Below are 16658 nucleotides of genomic sequence, written 5' to 3'. Positions count from 1 at the left end.
CCTGCCGTGATTCCCCTGTGGAATTCCGTGCGCTCCAGCCGTGATGGTGTTGGATAGACTGCGATTTTAGCTTTCGCCACCACCTCTTCCCCGGAGCCCCGCATGGCCGACCCCATCCTGCTCGCCCGCCAAGGCGAGATCGAGTGCCACCTACTGCCCGCCCTGGCCAACCGCCACGGCCTGATCACGGGCGCCACCGGCACCGGCAAGACCATCAGCCTGCAGAAGCTCGCCGAGAGTTTCAGCCTGCAGGGCGTGCCCGTCTTCATGGCCGACATCAAGGGCGACCTCACCGGCATCTCCCAGCCCGGCCAGGCCTCGGAAAAGCTGCTGGCCGTGCTCAAGGAGCGCGCGCTGGAGGCGCCCGAGCCCGTGGCCTGCCCCACCACGCTGTGGGACGTCTTCGGCGAGCAGGGCCACCCCGTGCGCGCCACCATCTCGGACATGGGCCCGCTGCTCATCGCCCGCATGCTGGCCCTCAACGAGACCCAGACCGGCGTGCTGCAGCTGGTCTTCAAGATCGCCGACGACCAGGGCCTGCTGCTGCTGGACCTCAAGGACCTGCGCGCCATGCTGCAGCACGTGGGCGAGCATGCCAGCGAGTTCACGACGCAATACGGCAATGTCTCGGCCGCCTCCATCGGCGCCATCCAGCGCGGGCTGCTGCAGATCGAGGCCCAGGGCGGCGACAAGTTCTTCGGCGAGCCCATGCTCAACATCGCCGATTTCATGCAGGCCGACGGCGGGAAGGGCGTGATCAACATCCTCGCGGCCGACAAGCTCATGGCCGCGCCGCGCCTGTACGCCACCTTCCTGCTGTGGCTGCTGTCCGAGCTCTTCGAGACGCTCCCCGAGGTGGGCGACCTGGACAAGCCCAAGCTCGTTTTCTTCTTCGACGAAGCCCACCTGCTGTTCAAGGACGCGCCGGATGCGCTGGTGGAGCGCATCGAGCTGGTCGTGCGCCTCGTGCGCTCCAAGGGCGTGGGCGTCTACTTCGTCACCCAGAACCCGCTGGACATCCCCGACACCGTGCTGGGCCAGCTGGGCAACCGGGTGCAGCACGCGCTGCGCGCCTTCACCCCGCGCGACCAGAAGGCCGTCAAGGCCGCGGCCGAAACCATGCGGGCCAAGCCGGGGCTGGACATCGCCAGCGCCATCAGCGAGCTGGGCGTGGGCGAGGCGCTGGTGAGCCTGCTGGATGAGAAGGGCCGGCCCAGCATCACCGAGCGGGTCTTCATCCTGCCGCCGGGCAGCCGCATCGGCCCGATCACGCCGGAGCAGCGCCAGGGCCTGCTGCAGAGCTCGCTGGTGGCTGGCGTCTATGAGCGCCTGCTGGACCGGGAATCCGCCTACGAGCGGCTCAAGGGCGCCCCGGCAGCGGCCCGCGCGCCTGCGCCGGCCCCGTCCGGCGGCTCGCTGGCAGACGAAGCGCGGCAGGCCCTGCAGCGCGGTCCCGCCACGCCGGCCCCGGCGCCCACGCCGGATGCCGGAGGCGGCCTGATGGACGGGCTCAAGGACGTGCTCTTCGGCACGACCGGCCCGCGCGGCGGCCGCCACGAGGGCCTGGCCGAGGCCGCGGCCAAGTCCGCCCTGCGCAGCATGGGCAGCTCCCTGGGCCGCGAGATCGTGCGCGGCGTGCTGGGCAGCATCCTGGGTGGCGGGGGCAGCCGGCGCCGCTGAGCGCTCATGCGCTTCACGACGACTGAAGGCATTTCGCGACGCCGCCCTGCGCCTCGTCGCGCCCCGGGGGACGCCAGCCGGCGCCCCCGGCACAGTGCAGTCATCGACACCTCAACCAGGAGCCCGCGATGAGCAGCACGACCCTCCCCATGATTCTCAATCAAGTCCCGACCTGGGTCTGGGGCCTGCTGCTGGCCCTCATCGTCCTCGGCCTGAGCCAGGCCCGTGACCGCTGGGTCAGCGCCGCGCGCCTGCGCCGCATGCCCCTGGCCTTCCTCGCCTTCTCGGCCTGGAGCACGGTGGGTGCCTTCGGCTGGCAGGCCTTGACGGTGCTGGGATTCCTGGCGGGGCTCTCGGCCACGCGCCAGCTGGTCATGGCCAGCGGCTGGCCCGGCGCTGCGCGCCACGATGCGGCGCGTGACGCCTACTTCGTGCCCGGCAGCTGGGCGCCCCTGGCGGTGATGATGGGCATCTTCGCGCTCAAGTTCCTGATGGGCATGACCCTGGCCATGAGCCCGCAGCTGGCGCAGCAGGCCGGCGTGGTGCTGGGCGCGAGCGCACTCAATGGCGCCCTCGGTTCGCTCTTCCTGGCCCGGTCCCGCAACCTGATGGCCCGCTGCGCGCCGGCGGCCTGAGCCCCTGCTGCACAATCGCCCGCCATGACCCAGGCCTCCCGCCCCTTCCGCTCCCTCTGGCCCCGCAGACAGGGGCTGCGCCAATGGCTCCACGGTGCCGGCGCGGCCTTTCTGTGGTGCCTTCTGATCGGCCTGGTGCTGGCAGGGGTGAGCGGCTGGCGGGACTTCTGGCACAACATCCTCTACTCCGTGTGCATCGGCATGAGCTGCTGGGCCCTCATCGACGCCAGCTTCCGCGGCCTGGCCTACGCGATGCGCAAGGGCCGCCCGTGCCCGGAAGGCGGCGAGCAGCAATGGCCCGGCCTGCCCTGGATCGCCGTGGCCGTGATCTTCGGATCGGTGGGCGGCTTCTCGATCGGCCAGCAGCTGGGCGACCTGATCTCCGGCCTGCACACCCGCAGCCTGTGGTCCGCGCAATGGAGCCACGCGGCCGCCATGCTGACGGTGACAGGCGTGGCCTCCCTCGTTGCCACGGCCTTCTTCTACACCCGCCACCGCATGGCCGCGGCCCAGGTCGAGGCCGAGCACGCACGCCGCGTGGCGGCCGAGACCCAGCTCCTGCTGCTGCAGGCCCAGCTGGAGCCGCACATGCTGTTCAACACCCTGGCCAATCTGCGCGTGCTGATCGGCCTGGATACCGCCCGCGCCCAGGCGATGCTGGACCAGCTGATCGCCTTCCTGCGCGCCACGCTGGAGGCCTCCCGCGTCGGCCACCATGCCCTGCGCGACGAGTTCGCCCGGCTGCGGGACTACCTCAGCCTCATGCAGGTGCGCATGGGCGAGCGCCTGCAGTCCCGCTTCGATCTGCCGGAGGAGCTCGCCTCGCTGCAGCTGCCGGCCCTGCTGCTGCAGCCGCTGGTGGAGAACGCCATCAAGCATGGCCTGGAGCCCAAGATCGAGGGCGGCACGCTGAGCGTCCAGGCCCGGATGCAGGGCGAGGACTGCCTGCTGGTGGTCAGCGACAGCGGCCGCGGCCACTTCCCGGCCGCCGACACCGCGGGCACCGGCTTCGGCCTGCAGCAGGTCCGCGACCGCCTGCAGGCGCGCTACGGCGAGGCCGCCGGCCTCAGCCTGAGCTACCCGCCTGACGGCGGCTGCCGCATCGAGATCCACATCCCCCGCCGCCTGATGACGGCCCCCGCCCCCGCCGCTGCCCCATGAGCCCCACCGCCCTCACCGCCCTCATTGCCGAAGACGAAGCCCTGCTCGCCGAACACCTCAAGTCCGAGCTGCAGCTGCTGTGGCCGGAGCTGGAGCTGCTGCCCATCGCCCCGCATGGCCAGGCGGCGGTGGACCTGGCTCTGGCGCGGCGCCCCAGCCTGTGCTTCCTGGACATCCGCATGCCCGGCCTCAGCGGCCTGGAAGCCGCCGCGGCCCTGGCCGAGGACTGGCCCGAGGGCGCGCCCTTCCCCTTGCTGGTCTTCGTGACCGCCTATGACCAGTACGCGCTGCAGGCCTTCGAGCACGCGGCCGTGGACTATGTGCTGAAGCCCGTGCAGCGCGAGCGCCTGGCCCAGACCGTCGCCCGGCTGAAGCAGGCCCTGGCCCAGCGCCAAGGCCCGCAGGCGCTGGACGCCACGCTGGACCAGCTGCGCCAGCTGCTGGCGCCCGCACAGGCCCTTGCCCCGGCCTCGGCCCCGGCCGTGCCCCGCCTGCGTCTGCTCCAGGTCAGCCAGGGCTCCAGCATCCAGATGGTGCCCATCGAGGAGGTGCTGTTCTTCGAAGCGGCTGACAAATACGTGCGCGTGGTCACCGCCGGCAAGGAGCACCTGATGCGGCTCTCCCTGCGCGAACTGCTGCCCCAGCTGGACGCCGAGCTGTTCTGGCAGGTGCACCGCGGCACCGTGGTGCGCGCCACGGCCATCGACCGCGCCGTGCGCGATGAACAGGGCAAACTGACCCTGCATCTGCGCGATCACGCCGAGAAGCTGGGCGTCAGCCGGCTCTATGCGCACCTTTTCCGGGGGCTGTGAGCGGCAGACCGTCGCGCAGCACCGATAAAATCCGCCCCTTCCCATTCCAACGAGGGGGCCGCGGCACATCCGGCGGCTCCCGAAACGCCGATGTCCGAGCCCAAGAACGCCCCTGACGCCGAGGCCCTCAAGCCCAACAACTTCCTGCGAGCCATCATCGAGCGCGACCTGGAGCAGGGCTACGGCGCCGAGCGCCGCTTCGGCAGCGGCCCGGGTGACGCGCCCCACCATGCCGCCGGACCGCTGGACCCCGCCCGCGTCCGCACCCGCTTCCCGCCGGAGCCCAACGGTTACCTGCACATCGGCCACGCCAAGAGCATCTGCCTGAACTTCGGCCTGGCGCGCGACTATGGCGGCGAATGCCATCTGCGCTTCGACGACACCAATCCTGAGAAGGAAGAGCAGGAGTACGTCGACGCCATCAAGGAGATGGTGGCCTGGCTGGGCTGGTCCTGGCAGGCTCCGGCCTCGCACGGCGAGCGCAGCAACCTCTACTACGCCAGCAACTACTTCGACTTCATGTACCGCGCCGCCGAGTACCTGGTCGAGCAGGGCCTGGCCTATGTGGACGAGCAGACGCCCGAGGAGATGCGCGCCAACCGCGGCGACTTCGGCACGCCCGGCACCAACAGCCCCTTCCGCGACCGCACGCCGGCCGAGAACCTGGCCCGCCTGCGCGAGATGCGCGACGGCGTCCACCCGGACGGCGCCATGGTGCTGCGCGCCAAGATCGACATGGCCTCGCCCAACATCAACATGCGCGACCCGGCCCTGTACCGCATCCGCCGCGCGACCCACCACAACACGGGCGACAAGTGGTGCATATACCCGATGTACACCTTCGCGCACCCGATCGAGGACGCGCTGGAGCGCATCACCCACTCCATCTGCACCCTGGAGTTCGAGGACCAGCGCCCCTTCTACGACTGGCTGCTGGAGCACCTGGCCCAGGGCGGCCTGCTGGCACGCCCCCTGCCCCATCAGTACGAGTTCGGTCGACTGAACCTGAGCTACGTGGTCACCAGCAAGCGCAAGCTGCGCCAGCTGGTCGAGGAAGGCCATGTGAGCGGCTGGGACGACCCCCGCATGCCGACGCTCGTGGGCATGCGCCGCCGCGGCTACACGCCGGAGAGCATCCGCAACATGGTCGAGTCCACCGGCGTGACCAAGCAGAACGCCTGGATCGACTACAGCGTGCTGGACGGCTGCCTGCGTGCCGACCTCGAAGGCAAGGCCGCGCGCGCCATGGCCGTGATCGACCCGGTCAAGCTCAAGCTCACGAACTTCGCCGAGATCTTCGGCAGCCTCGAGCACCGCGAGCCCTGCAGCGCCCCGGTCCACCCGCACCTGCCCGAGCTGGGCCAGCGCGCCTTCAGCCTGGGCCCCGAGCTGTGGATCGAGCGCGAGGACTTCATGGAGGTGCCGAGCAAGGGCTACCACCGCCTCTATCCCGGCAACAAGGCGCGCCTCAAGGCCGGCTATGTGGTCGAGTGCACGGGCTGCGAGAAGAACGAGGCCGGCGAGATCACCGCCGTGCTCGCCACCCTGGTGCCGGACACCAAGAGCGGCACGCCGGGCGCCGACGCCGTCAAGGTCAAGGGCGTGATCACCTGGGTGGCCGTGCACGAGGCCGTGCAGGCCGAGCTGCGCCTCTATGACCGCCTCTTCACCGAGGCCCAGCCGGACGCCGGCGGCCGCGACTTCCTGGAAGTCATCAACCCCGGCAGCAAGCGCGTGGTGACGGGCTACCTCGAACCCTCCCTGGCCGCGGCCGTGGCCGACACCAAGGTGCAGTTCGAGCGTCACGGCTACTTCGTGGCCGACCGCGTGGACCACCGTGCCGACACGCCCGTCTTCAACAAGATCACCGGCCTGCGCGACGGCTGGGGCAAGTGATCGACGAGGCCGCGGCCTCCCGCAATGACAAGACCGCCCGAGGGCGGTCTTTTTCATGGCGCCAGCGAGGGCGCTGATCAGCGCACAGGCCGCCTCTGAAGGCCGGCGTTCAGGAACACCGGCTCAGCAGGGGCCGCACGGGCGCAGGTCTCAGCCGCGGCTGGTGACCACCGGTGCGGCGTACTCATGCCCCACCACGGCCCTTGCGAAGAGGTAGTTCTCGCGTGCCCGCTCGCTCAGCGCATCCAGGCTCACCTCGCCCCGTGCGTCGCAGGGAAAGGCCAGGGCCTTGCCGCTGTGGAACAGGGATTGGAACCTCAGCTCGAAGCTGCTTTCGAACGGCCCCGCCACGCGCGGAGCGGTGCTTTCCAGGATGTTCATGATCTTCTCCAACGACGCCCTCATCTTTGCTGTGGGCTTGATCCAAGACTAGGCCTCAATCGCGGGGGCCACCATGTGCAAAGGTCTCGATTCAACGTCGGATCCTCGAGATGGGTGGACTAGGAAATGCACTGACATGATTTATTCACGACAGGCAATCCACATGCCCATCCACCCCGGGTTCCGGCTCAGGGGTGGACTCAGGGACGCAGCTGCCGCTGGAAGAAATCCAGCTGCGTGCGCGCCAGGTGGTAGCGAGCCTTGCGGCCGGCCACGCCGTGCGCATGGCCCGGGTAGATGACGGTCTCGAAGAGCTTGCCCTCGTTCTGCAGCGCCTGGATCATGCGCAGCGAGTTGTCGAAGAGCACGTTGTCGTCGGCGGTACCGTGGATGATCATCAGCGGCTTGCTCAGCAGGGCCGCACGCGAGACCAGCTGGGCCTGCTGGTAGGCCGGCGCCTTGCCACCCTCGGGCAGGCCGAGGTAGCGCTCGGTGTAGGCCGTGTCGTAGAGCGTCCAGTCGGTGGGCGAGGCACCGGCGATGGCGGCGGCAAAGGGCGTGTCGGCGTCCAGCAGCGCCCGCAGGGCCAGGAAGCCGCCATAGGACCAGCCCATGAAGCCGATGCGGCCGGCGTCCACCGCGGGATACTGCTGCACCAGCTGGCGCACCGCGCCGAAGAGGTCTGCCACCTCGGTCTTGCCGAAGGCGTGGTCATGGGCGCGGGTGAAGTCGCGGTCGCGGAAGGCCATGCCGCGGGTGTCCAGCATCAGCACGCCGAAGCCCTGCTGCTGGTAGAGCGCCAGGGTGGGCAGGTCGCCCTGCCAGCGCCAGTTCACCGTGGCCGTGCCCGGGCCGCCATAGGCCCGCACCACGACGGGGTAGTTGCCGCTGAGGCTGGGCCGCGTGGGCGGCAGGAAGATGGCGTTGAGCGGGGTCTTGCCGTCGGCGGCCAGCAGCGCGGGGAACTGGGGCTGCAGCTTGGCGGCGAGGTCCAGCACCAGCGGATCGGGCCGGGCCTGCTCGATGAGGCGTGGTGCCGTCCTGCCGTCCAGCAGGAGCAGCTCGGTGCGCGGCGCCTGCTGCCAGGAGGACTGCGTGATCAGCAGCCGCGTGCAGGCGGCATCACCGCGCGCATCGCGCCAGCGGCGGGCCTCGCCGGGCTGGAGCTGGCGGACCTGGCCCTTGAAGTCGGCCTGGAACAGCTCGCGGCCGCGGCCGCGCTCGGTGGCGCCGGCAAAGACCAGGTGCTGCTCGCCCAGGCACACCAGCTGGGCCACGGGCTCGGGCTGATGCGTGAGGGCCTGCACGGCACCACTGACGCGGTCGACCAGGTAGAGCTGGCGGCGCCCGCTGCGCTCGCTGCTCCACAGCAGGGCCGGCTTGCCCGAGCGCTTGAGCCCGGGCAGCTCGCGCAGGTCGTCATGCACCTCGACCCAGGCGGCATCGCGCTCGTCCAGCACCACATGGGGCTGAGCCTGGGCGTTGAACTCCAGCAGCTGCAGGCGCTTCTGGTCGCGCGTCAGCCACTGCAGCCAGGGACTGCCATCGGCGAACCAGCCGGCGCGGGCGATGTACTCGGCCTCGGCGGGCAGGGGCAGGCGCTGGGCCTCCGCCTTGCCGCTCAGGTCCAGCACGAGCGCCTGGACCTTGGCATTGGGGCTGCCGGCGGCCGGGTAGCGCTGCTCCACCAGGCGCGTGCCATCGCCACCGATCTGCGCGCGGCGGCGCAGGGGCACACCGGACTCGTCCACCTCGAGCGCCAGCAGCCGGGTGCCGTCGGGCGACCACCAGAAGCCGCGGTGGCGGTGCAGTTCCTCTTCGGCGATGAACTCGGCCAGGCCGGTGGAGCGCGTCTCGCTGCCCGTGTGGGTGAGGCGGCGCGCGGGGCTGCCGTCCAGGCCCTGGATCCAGAGGTCGTTCTGCTTCACATAGGCCAGCTGCCGGCCTGCGGCATCGCATTGCGGATCGCGCTCGGGCTCCTGCTCGTCGTGGGTGAGACGGCGAACCTTGGGCGCGCCGTCCTGTGAATGCGCCAGCTCGACGCTGTAGAGGTCACCCGACAGGGGCAGGATCAGCTGGCGGTCGTCCTTGCCGCACCACTGGTAGCCGGTGATGCCTGCACCGCGCTGGCGGCGCCGCTCCAGGGCCATGCGCTCGGCCTCGGTCAGCACGGCCTCGCGCTGGCCGATGAGGTCGCTCGCGGCCACCAGGCGGCGGGCATCGCCGCCGGCCACGGGCGTGCCCCACAGCTCGTTGACATCAGGGTTCGCCTCGGAGGGCCGCAGATAGGTGAGCCACTGCCCGCCCGGCGAGAGCACGCCGCCCAGGCCGGCGCGGCCCATCAGGGGCGGGTCGCCGTGGATGCGCTCCAGCGTCAGCGCGGGATCCAGGGCCTCAGGCGCGGCCGCGGCCTGCGCTTGCGGCCAGGCTGCCAGCAGGGGCAGCAGGGAAAGGAGAAGGCGGGATATTTGAAGCATGCGGGATGCTACGCGCTGCCTTCCCTTCGCGGCCTCCGGGCTTGCACCGGGGCGTGGGCCTGCGTGACGAGCTTCGTGCGAGCCGCGCCCGCATCACGCCTGCTCAGGCGGCCTGCGTGAAGTACGCCCGCTCCAGCTCGGCCGGCGCGTTGATCGTGCGCACGCGCTGGTAGGCCTCGCCCGCCTCAGGGTAGTGGCGGCGCAGGTAGTGCAGCCACTGCTTGAGCCGGCCGGCCTGGTGCTTGGGCTGCACATGCGCCTGGACCTCGCGCCAGAACTGCAGCATCAGGGGCTGCAGGGCGTTCCAGTCCAGCCCCTGCCCTGCGCCCTGCCCTGCGCCCTGCCCTGCGCCCTGCCCTATGTCCAGGCCGCGCACGGCCAGCGCCAGGCCCGGGTTCGCCACCATGCCCCGGCCCAGCATCAGCGCGTCGCAGCCGGACTCCTGCAGGCAGCGCCGCGCATCCTCCACCGTCCACACCTCGCCATTGGCCACCACGCCCACCGCGGGGGCGAGCGCCTCGCGCACGTGGGCGATGCGGTCCCAGTAGGCCGGCGGCTTGTAGCCATCGGCCTTGGTGCGGGCATGGATCACCAGCTCCTCGGCGCCCGACTCGGCCATGGCCAGCGCGCACTCCAGGGTGCGCGACTGGTCCATGAAGCCCAGGCGCATCTTGGCTGACAGCGGCATGTCCGCCGGGATGGCGCGCCGCACGGCACCCACGATCTCGGCGATCAGCTCGGGCTCGTCCAGCAGCACGGCCCCACCGCGATGGCGGTTGACGCACTTGGCGGGGCAGCCGAAGTTGAGGTCGATGCCCGCAGGGTTCAACTCGGCCAGACGCGCGGCGTTCTCGGCCATGCAGGTCGGGTCCGAGCCCAGCAGCTGCGCGCGCACCGGCACCCCCGCCGGCGTGCGACCGCCCTGCAGCAGCTCGGGCACGATGCGGGTGAACACGCGCCGGGGCAGCAGCATGTCAGTGATGCGGATGAACTCGCTGACGCAGCGGTCGATGCCGCCCACGCGGGTCAGCACGTCGCGCAGCATGTGGTCAAGCAGGCCTTCCATGGGCGCGAGCAGGATCACGAGACGGCCTCCATCGCGGTCACCGCCGGCAGCTCGCGCCAGGTGAGGTACAGGCGCAGGTCCAGCTCCAGCTGACCGTAGCGCGGCTCCATGTGCTGGCACAGCTGGTAGAAGGCCTTGTTGTGCTCCAGCTCCTTGAGGTGGGCCAGCTCGTGCACCACGATCATCTTCAGAAAGTCGGCCGGCGCCTCGCGGAAGAGGCTGGCGATGCGGATCTCGCGCCGGCTCTTGAGCTGGCTGCCCTGCACGCGCGTGCTGCGGGTGTGCGTGCCCAGGGCGTGCTGGATCACCTTGAGCTTGCTGTCATAGCAGACCTTGTCCAGCGGCGCGGCATTGCGCAGGTGGCGCTGCTTGAGCGCCTGCGTGTAGTCGAACAGGGCGCGGTCGCTCTGCACCGTGTGCGGCTCGGCGTAGCGGGCAGTCAGGTAGTCGCCCAGGCGGCCGGCATCGATCATCTGCCGGACCTGGTCCTGCAGGGCTGCCGGATAGCCGGCCAGGTACTTGAGCATGGTCAGGAACTGCGACGGGAGGAATCCGGGCCGGGCCCGGACGCAAGGAAACCCGCGATTGTCCCTCAGCCGGCAAGGCAAGACCTGGCCCCACGGCGAGGCAAGACCCGGCCCTGCAGCCCGGGGACGCTCAGCGCCCGCCCGGCGTCTTGCCCACGAACTCCATGGCGGCGGCGGTGGCCTCGGCCTCCAGGCGCGCTTCCTCGTTCTTCTGGGCTTCCTTGAGGTAGTGCTCCTCGATGAACTCCTTCTCGACCTGGTTGCGCTTGAGCGCGTCCTGCAGGTCGTCGATCTTGCCGCGCAGCTGCTCCAGTTCGCGCTCCAGGCGCTCGCGGATCTCGTCCACCGCCTGCGCGTCGGCGTGCTCGGGCGGGTTGGCCGCCAGCGCGGCCAGCTCGGCCCGCAGCTTCTGGATGGTGCGCTCGGCCTCGGCCAGCTGCTCGCGCAGCATCAGGGCCTCGCGCTCCAGCAGCTTCATCATCTCGGGCGCCTGGTTGTTCTGGGCGGCGGGCTTAGGCGCCAGGGCCATCTCCTCCAGTTCCTTCTGCAGCTTGGTGGCCATGCGCTCGGCCTTCTCGGCCCGGGTCTCGGCCAGGTACTGGCGGTCCTGGGCCTGCTGCAGCTGGGAGCGAACGCCGTCCAGCTGCTGGCGCAGCACCTGCAGCTCGGGGCCGCCGCCGGCAGAGCCGCCACCGCCGCCGCGGTGCCGCGAGGCGCTGAGCTGCTTGAGCGCATCGTCCAGCCGCTCCCGCGTCAGGCCCAGCTCCACCTGCATGCGGCGGCGCTGTGCCACCAGGCGGTCCACCTCGTTGCGATGGCTGCGGCGCAGCTGCTCCATCAGCTCGCTGCTCATTTCATGGGCGGTATCGGGCCAGCGCACCTCGGGCTCATCGCCTGCCTCGGCCTCCTCGTCTTGCCCGCCATAGGCGTCGAGCAGGCCACGCACCAGCTTCATCAGCTCATCCAGCTGGCCCAGCTCCGCGCTGCCAAGGCCCCCGCCGCCGCCCACGCCGCCGCGCTCGGCAATGCGGATGAGCTCATGGGCGGCGATCTTCATCTCGCGCCCGGCGTCGCGGGTCTCGCGCAGGGCGTTGACGATGTGGATGTGGTTGCTCTGCTCATAGCGCGTCATGCGCCAGTAGGTGCCAATGGTGATCACCATCACCGCGGCATTGGCCACGAAGACGGCGACCACCGCAAGGCTGTCGAGCGAAAACTCCAGCGCCATGATCAGAGCGACCTGTTCCTGTTGCAGCGCGAAGGCGCGCCCAAGGGACTTATCGGCAGCATCAGCAACGAATGAATGCCAATCTACCCTCGCCGTAGCCTGGGACGGCGATCCGGTAGTCGCTGCGCCCGCGGTTGCGCAACAGCAGGCCCTGCAGCTTGTCGAAAGGCTTGGGCGTGAGGTTGACGATGCGCAGCGCCGGCGCGCCACCGCCCTCCCCGCGCGCCAGGATGCCCGCGGCCGAGCGCAGGAAGTGGTCGGCGAACTGCATCATCTCCGGCGTGGGCCTGGCCGCCTGCATGGCCTGGCGCACCGGCGGCGGCTGCAGGCGCGCGCCGCCGCCGCCCAGGATGCAGCAGGCGTTGACGTCGAGGATGCCCAGCGCGAAGGGCGTCTTCTGCCCGTCCAGCGCATACATGGCCAGGTCGTGCGGCAGCTTCAGGTCGTCCAGGCTCTGGCCCGGCGCCTCGACCAGGCGGAAGGGAATCTGCCCCAGCTGCTGTTTGACCAGGGCATGCAGCGCCCCCTCGGAGCTCATCGCTGGCGGCGCAAGGGGCGGCGGCGGTGGCGGGGGCGGCGCCTTCAGCTGCTCGACGCGTGCGGCCAGTGCCTTCTGCACCTCCTGCAGCAGCTCCTCGTCCTTGAAGGGCTTGTTGATCACGAAGACCGCGCCATTGCTGCGCGCCTGGTCGAGGTGGCGCTCGGCCGTCTCGGTGGTCACGAAGCCCACCTTGACCATGCCGCCGCCCAGCTGGCGCAGCGTCTGCAGCATCTCGATGCCGCTGACGACGGGCATGTGCCAGTCAGAGATCACCAGGTCAGGCGGATGGGCGGTGACCATGCGCAGCGCCTGCTCGCCGTTGCCGGCGGTCTCGACCACCATGGGGCCCAGGCCGGCGTTCTGCAGGACGCGGGTGATGATGGCCTGGATGGCGCGGCTGTCGTCCACGACCAGCACGCGCAGGGGTTTGGGGTTCGAATCAACCATGGCGCGGATCCTTGGTGGACGGGGGCGCAGGCGATGCGACGTCGACATCACGGGCACTTGCGAAATAGGCCACGACGATGTGCCGGGGGCCCAGCGTGGCTGCCAGCGTCAGGGCCGGCATGCGACGGCGGCTGAGGGCCTCGAAGGCCTCGATGCGGGCGCGGCGCGGCAGGCCCATCTCCAGCTGGTGGCTGTCGTCCAGGGCCTTCACCAGGCAGCTGCCGAAGATGTTGCAGAGCTCCGCATTGGCGTCATCCAGCTCCTCCTGGCCCAGCTCGTCCAGCGGCATGCCGAACATGGAGACACCCAGCTGCTGGGCATCCTCGTCGCTCAGGGCCAGCAGTACGCGGCCGGCCTCGCGCCCGTCGGCACTCAGCACAGGCAGCTGGAAGCAGGCGGCCTCGGGGTCGAGCTCGGGCATGCCGTCCAGGCTCGTGAAGGCGCAGCGTTCCCCCGCCAGCGAGAACCAGGCGCTGGCCAGGGTCGACTCCAGTTCGGGATGAGGGCGCGCTGCGTCCATGTGGATGCAGTGTGTGCCCCGGCGCAGGCAGATGCCAGCCACGGGCGCCCGCCGCCCGTCTCGCATTTCACGAAAGCCCGGGGCTCGCTGGCATCATGTGCCGATGTCACCACAGTCCTACCGCATCCGCTTCCAGCCCGGCGAGCCCGGGGACTGCTTCGAGGCGCCGGCCGAGCTCACCGTGCTGCGCGCCAGCCTGCGCGAGGGCGGCGGGCTGCTGAGCTCCTGCCGCGCCGGCACCTGCCGGGCCTGCATGCGGCGCCTCGTCTCGGGGCAGATCGAGTACATCGTCGAATGGCCCGGGCTCAGCGCCGAGGAGAAGGCGCAGGGCTGGTTCCTGCCCTGCGTGGCCCGGCCCTGCTCGGACCTGGTGATCGAGGCCCTGCCCGGCACCGAAGCGGGCGACTGAGGCCGCCGGCAGAGCCCAGGCATCCACAGCGCCTGTGGACAAGTCCGTGCACGGCCTCTGCAGCAATGCGGCAAGTGCTTGTTTCTTCACGGACTTTGTTGCCCTGCTCTAAAAACAGGCAGGGATCTCGGAGTGGCAGACGAGATAATCGACGGTTTGTCAGCCCAAGCCCCGTCCGCATGCACCGCACGATCTTCACCACGCCCGTCGTCAACACCTTGCTGCGGGCCTTCTCGGTGGGGTTCCTGCGCCTGACGGGCTGGAAGCTGGACGGCGCCCTGCCGGCCGGCCAGGACAAATGCGTGCTGATCGCCGCCCCGCACACCAGCAACTGGGACCTGCCCTACACGCTCATGGTGGCCTTCGCACTGCGCCTGAACATCTACTGGATGGGCAAGGCGCAGATCTTCCGCTTCCCCTTCGGGCCGGTGATGCGCTGGCTGGGCGGCATTGCCGTGCAACGCGACAAGAGCAACAACCTCGTCGCCGCCTCGGCCGAGGCCATCAAGGCCGCCGACGGCCCGCTGCAGCTGGTCGTGCCGCCCGAGGGCACGCGCAGCAAGACGCGCTACTGGAAGACCGGCTTCTACTGGATCGCCGTCACCGCCGAGGTGCCCATCGTGATGGCCTACATGGACTACAGCCGCAAGCTCAGCGGCCTGGGCCCGGTCTTCGTGCCCACCGGCGACATCGAGGCCGACATGGCCAAGATCAAGGCCTTCTACGCCCCCTTCAAGGGCAAGAACGCCTCCCAGTTCGACCACGCCTGAGCCGCCGAAGCCAGGCAGCAAAAAGGGCCAGCCCGCAAGGACTGGCCCTTCGCATTTGCGAGGCCCGTGTGGGCTCAGCGACCCGGCTCGGGCAGCTCGATCTTGACCTCCAGCACCTCCAGGTTGTCCTGGCGCTCCATGTGGACCTTGATGTCGTCCGGGTTGATGGAGACGTACTTGGAGATCACCGCCACCAGCTCCTTCTGCAGCTGGGGCAGGTAGTCGGGGCTGGCGCTGCGGCCATTGCGCTCGTGCGCGAGGATCAGCTGCAGGCGCTCCTTGGCGACGCTGGCCGTGCTCTTCTTCTCACCAATGAAAAACGAGAGGAATCCCATTGTGGCCGCTCCTTCACTTGCCGCCGAACAGGCGCTTGAAGAAGCCCGGCTTGACCGCCTCGATGAAGCGCATGGGCTTGTCCTCGCCCAGGAAGCGGCCCACCACGTCGGCATAGGCCTCGGCAACGTCGGTGCCCTTCATGTGGATGGCGGGCAGGCCCTGGTTGGAGGCCTGCAGCACGATCTCGCTCTCCGGGATCACGCCGATCAACGGGGTGCGCAGGATCTCGTGGATGTCTTCCAGCGAGAGCATCTGGCCGCCTTCGACGCGGTTGGGGTTGTAGCGCGTGATGAGCAGGTGCTCCTTGACGGGCTCCTTGCCTTCGATGGCGCGCTTGGTCTTGCTGTTGAGCATGCCCAGGATGCGGTCGGAGTCGCGCACCGAGGAGACCTCGGGGTTGGTCACCACCAAGGCCTCGTCGGCATAGTGCATGGCCATCAGCGCGCCCGTCTCGATGCCGGCCGGCGAGTCGCAGACGATGTAGTCGAACTCCATGGCCTTGAGCTCTTCCAGCACGCGCTCCACGCCTTCCTGGCTGAGGGCGTCCTTGTCACGGGTCTGGGAGGCGGCCAGGATGTAGAGCTTGTCCAGCTGCTTGTCCTTGATGAGGGCCTGGGTCAGCTTGATCTCGTCGTTGATGACGTTGATCAGGTCATAGACCACGCGGCGCTCGCACCCCATGATCAGGTCCAGGTTGCGCAGGCCCACGTCGAAGTCGATCACCGCGGTCTTGTAGCCGCGCATGGCGAGGCCTGTTGCAAAGCTGGCACTGGTCGTGGTCTTGCCCACGCCCCCCTTGCCCGAGGTCACCACGACGATCTTGGTCATCGATTGCCTTCCTTCTTCAAAAATGCGTTGTTCGGCCGTCCGGACTTCGGGCGGCTCAGAGTTTCAAGGCTTCCATCACCAGCTTCTCGCCCTCCAGCCGGACCTGCGCCGGCTTGCCCAGCACCTCGGCGGGCAGAGGGTTCTCGGTGGTGCGGTAGATGCCGGCAATGGCGATCAGCTCAGCCTCCAGGCTGGCTGCAAAGATGCGGGCTTCGGTATTGCCACGGGCCCCGGCAATCGCCTTGCCACGCAGGGGCGCGTAGACATGGATGTTGCCGTCGGCGATGACCTCGGCGCCATGGTTCACCAGCGCCATCACCACCAGGTCGGCGCCCTTGGCATAGATCTGCTGGCCGGAGCGCAGCGGCTTGTCGACGATGACGGTGCGGCTGGGCTCGGCCGGCGCGGCAGGCACAGGCACCTCACGCTCGACGATCACCTCGCGCACCACCTCCTTGACCACGGTCTCCACCCGCGGCGCCTCGGCACGCTGCGCGGGGACATCGGCCTCCGCCAGGCCGGCGGCCTGCGCAGCAGCCAGCTGCTCGACCGTGGCGCCGCTGACGGCCACCGCCTGCATGCGGAAGCGCCGCAGCAGGGCCACCAGGGCGGGGAAATCCAGCTGGACGGCGGCGGACTCCAGGCTCAGCTGGCCGTCGTCGGCCGCCTGGGGCGGGGCGGGCAGCTGGCTGAGGTCGAGCACCACCGGATCCTGGTTGAAGACCTCGGGCGTGTCACCCAGGCGCTCCTGCAGGGCCTGCGCCAGCTGCTGCAGGTCCGGGCTGCGCAGCACCAGGCTGAAGGCGGCGATGGATGCGCTGCGGAGCTCGAACACCTCAACGGCGGCCGAGTCCCTGCCTTGAGCGGATCGTCCCGGCCGGTCTGGCGACTGCTGTGCGGATTGCTGCGAAACGGTTCCCTGCCCCATGAATACGGCCATTGGC

At 69.8% G+C, this 16658-nt stretch carries 17 protein-coding genes; 7 read left to right on the top strand and 10 right to left on the bottom strand.

The features are described 5' to 3' along the window. Positions 1-102: 102 nt before the first annotated feature. The 5 genes from O9Y01_RS22245 (at position 103) to O9Y01_RS22225 (ending at position 6184) form a co-directional block, all read left to right on the top strand. Positions 103-1680 carry a helicase HerA-like domain-containing protein gene (locus O9Y01_RS22245; RefSeq protein WP_269633841.1) on the top strand — a complete coding sequence of 526 codons (1578 nt, stop codon included), beginning with the start codon at positions 103-105 and terminating at the stop codon, positions 1678-1680. A gap of 128 nt (positions 1681-1808) precedes the next feature. Then, entirely contained in the window at positions 1809-2315 is a 507-nt protein-coding gene (locus O9Y01_RS22240) for a DUF6622 family protein (RefSeq protein ID WP_269633840.1), read from the top strand. A gap of 24 nt (positions 2316-2339) precedes the next feature. Beyond that, entirely contained in the window at positions 2340-3476 is a 1137-nt protein-coding gene (locus tag O9Y01_RS22235; RefSeq protein ID WP_269633839.1) for a sensor histidine kinase, read from the top strand. Next, positions 3473-4288, top strand: a complete 816-nt coding sequence (locus O9Y01_RS22230; protein ID WP_269633838.1) for a LytR/AlgR family response regulator transcription factor — start codon at positions 3473-3475, stop codon at positions 4286-4288. Before O9Y01_RS22235 ends, O9Y01_RS22230 begins: the two co-directional genes overlap by 4 nt. Positions 4289-4378: 90 nt before the next feature. Further along, positions 4379-6184, top strand: coding sequence for a glutamine--tRNA ligase/YqeY domain fusion protein (locus O9Y01_RS22225; protein WP_269633837.1), 1806 nt, complete (start codon positions 4379-4381; stop codon positions 6182-6184). 150 nt (positions 6185-6334) lie between these two features. On the opposite strand, the gene O9Y01_RS22220 is transcribed toward O9Y01_RS22225, so the two are convergent. The 7 genes from O9Y01_RS22220 to O9Y01_RS22190 form a co-directional block, all read right to left on the bottom strand. After that, the gene (locus tag O9Y01_RS22220; RefSeq protein WP_269633836.1) at positions 6335-6565 is read right to left on the bottom strand and encodes a hypothetical protein; all 231 of its coding nucleotides are present in this window, start codon (positions 6563-6565) and stop codon (positions 6335-6337) included. 200 nt (positions 6566-6765) lie between these two features. After that, the gene (locus O9Y01_RS22215) at positions 6766-9042 is read right to left on the bottom strand and encodes a S9 family peptidase (RefSeq protein ID WP_269633835.1); all 2277 of its coding nucleotides are present in this window, start codon (positions 9040-9042) and stop codon (positions 6766-6768) included. A gap of 103 nt (positions 9043-9145) precedes the next feature. Continuing rightward, the gene (locus tag O9Y01_RS22210; RefSeq protein WP_269633880.1) at positions 9146-10108 is read right to left on the bottom strand and encodes a tRNA dihydrouridine synthase; all 963 of its coding nucleotides are present in this window, start codon (positions 10106-10108) and stop codon (positions 9146-9148) included. Positions 10109-10122: 14 nt separating this feature from the next. Further along, a complete protein-coding gene (locus tag O9Y01_RS22205) occupies positions 10123-10641 on the bottom strand; it encodes a YgjP-like metallopeptidase domain-containing protein (RefSeq protein WP_269633879.1) in 519 nt (172 codons plus the stop codon). Between the two features lie 124 nt (positions 10642-10765). After that, the gene (locus O9Y01_RS22200) at positions 10766-11863 is read right to left on the bottom strand and encodes a hypothetical protein (RefSeq protein ID WP_269633834.1); all 1098 of its coding nucleotides are present in this window, start codon (positions 11861-11863) and stop codon (positions 10766-10768) included. A 61-nt stretch (positions 11864-11924) separates the two neighbouring features. Continuing rightward, positions 11925-12851 carry a response regulator gene (locus O9Y01_RS22195; RefSeq protein WP_269633833.1) on the bottom strand — a complete coding sequence of 309 codons (927 nt, stop codon included), beginning with the start codon at positions 12849-12851 and terminating at the stop codon, positions 11925-11927. Next, positions 12844-13371 carry a hypothetical protein gene (locus O9Y01_RS22190; RefSeq protein ID WP_269633832.1) on the bottom strand — a complete coding sequence of 176 codons (528 nt, stop codon included), beginning with the start codon at positions 13369-13371 and terminating at the stop codon, positions 12844-12846. Before O9Y01_RS22190 ends, O9Y01_RS22195 begins: the two co-directional genes overlap by 8 nt. A 103-nt stretch (positions 13372-13474) precedes the next feature. On the opposite strand from O9Y01_RS22190, the gene O9Y01_RS22185 reads away from it, so the two are divergent. Together O9Y01_RS22185 and O9Y01_RS22180 are read left to right on the top strand one after the other, a co-directional pair. After that, complete coding sequence (locus O9Y01_RS22185) at positions 13475-13780, top strand: 2Fe-2S iron-sulfur cluster-binding protein (protein ID WP_269633831.1); 306 nt, start codon at positions 13475-13477, stop codon at positions 13778-13780. 179 nt (positions 13781-13959) lie between these two features. Then, entirely contained in the window at positions 13960-14550 is a 591-nt protein-coding gene (locus O9Y01_RS22180; protein ID WP_269633830.1) for a lysophospholipid acyltransferase family protein, read from the top strand. A gap of 74 nt (positions 14551-14624) precedes the next feature. Here the strand turns inward: O9Y01_RS22180 and minE are convergent, their stop codons facing one another. The 3 genes from minE to minC are packed head-to-tail and all read right to left on the bottom strand — an operon-like array spanning position 14625 to position 16549. Further along, positions 14625-14885 carry a cell division topological specificity factor MinE gene (gene minE, locus O9Y01_RS22175; protein WP_183105219.1) on the bottom strand — a complete coding sequence of 87 codons (261 nt, stop codon included), beginning with the start codon at positions 14883-14885 and terminating at the stop codon, positions 14625-14627. Positions 14886-14898: 13 nt separating this feature from the next. Then, on the bottom strand, positions 14899-15714 hold the full coding sequence (gene minD, locus O9Y01_RS22170) for a septum site-determining protein MinD (protein WP_183105220.1): 816 nt from the start codon (positions 15712-15714) through the stop codon (positions 14899-14901). Between the two features lie 55 nt (positions 15715-15769). Then, complete coding sequence (gene minC, locus O9Y01_RS22165; RefSeq protein WP_269633829.1) at positions 15770-16549, bottom strand: septum site-determining protein MinC; 780 nt, start codon at positions 16547-16549, stop codon at positions 15770-15772. Between the last annotated feature and the right edge of the window lie 109 nt (positions 16550-16658).

This window comes from Pelomonas sp. BJYL3, assembly GCF_027257975.1.
GTDB lineage: Bacteria > Pseudomonadota > Gammaproteobacteria > Burkholderiales > Burkholderiaceae_C > Roseateles_B > Roseateles_B flavus.
Note: the sequence above shows the minus strand (reverse complement) of the source record. Positions and strands in the feature narration are given on the sequence as shown.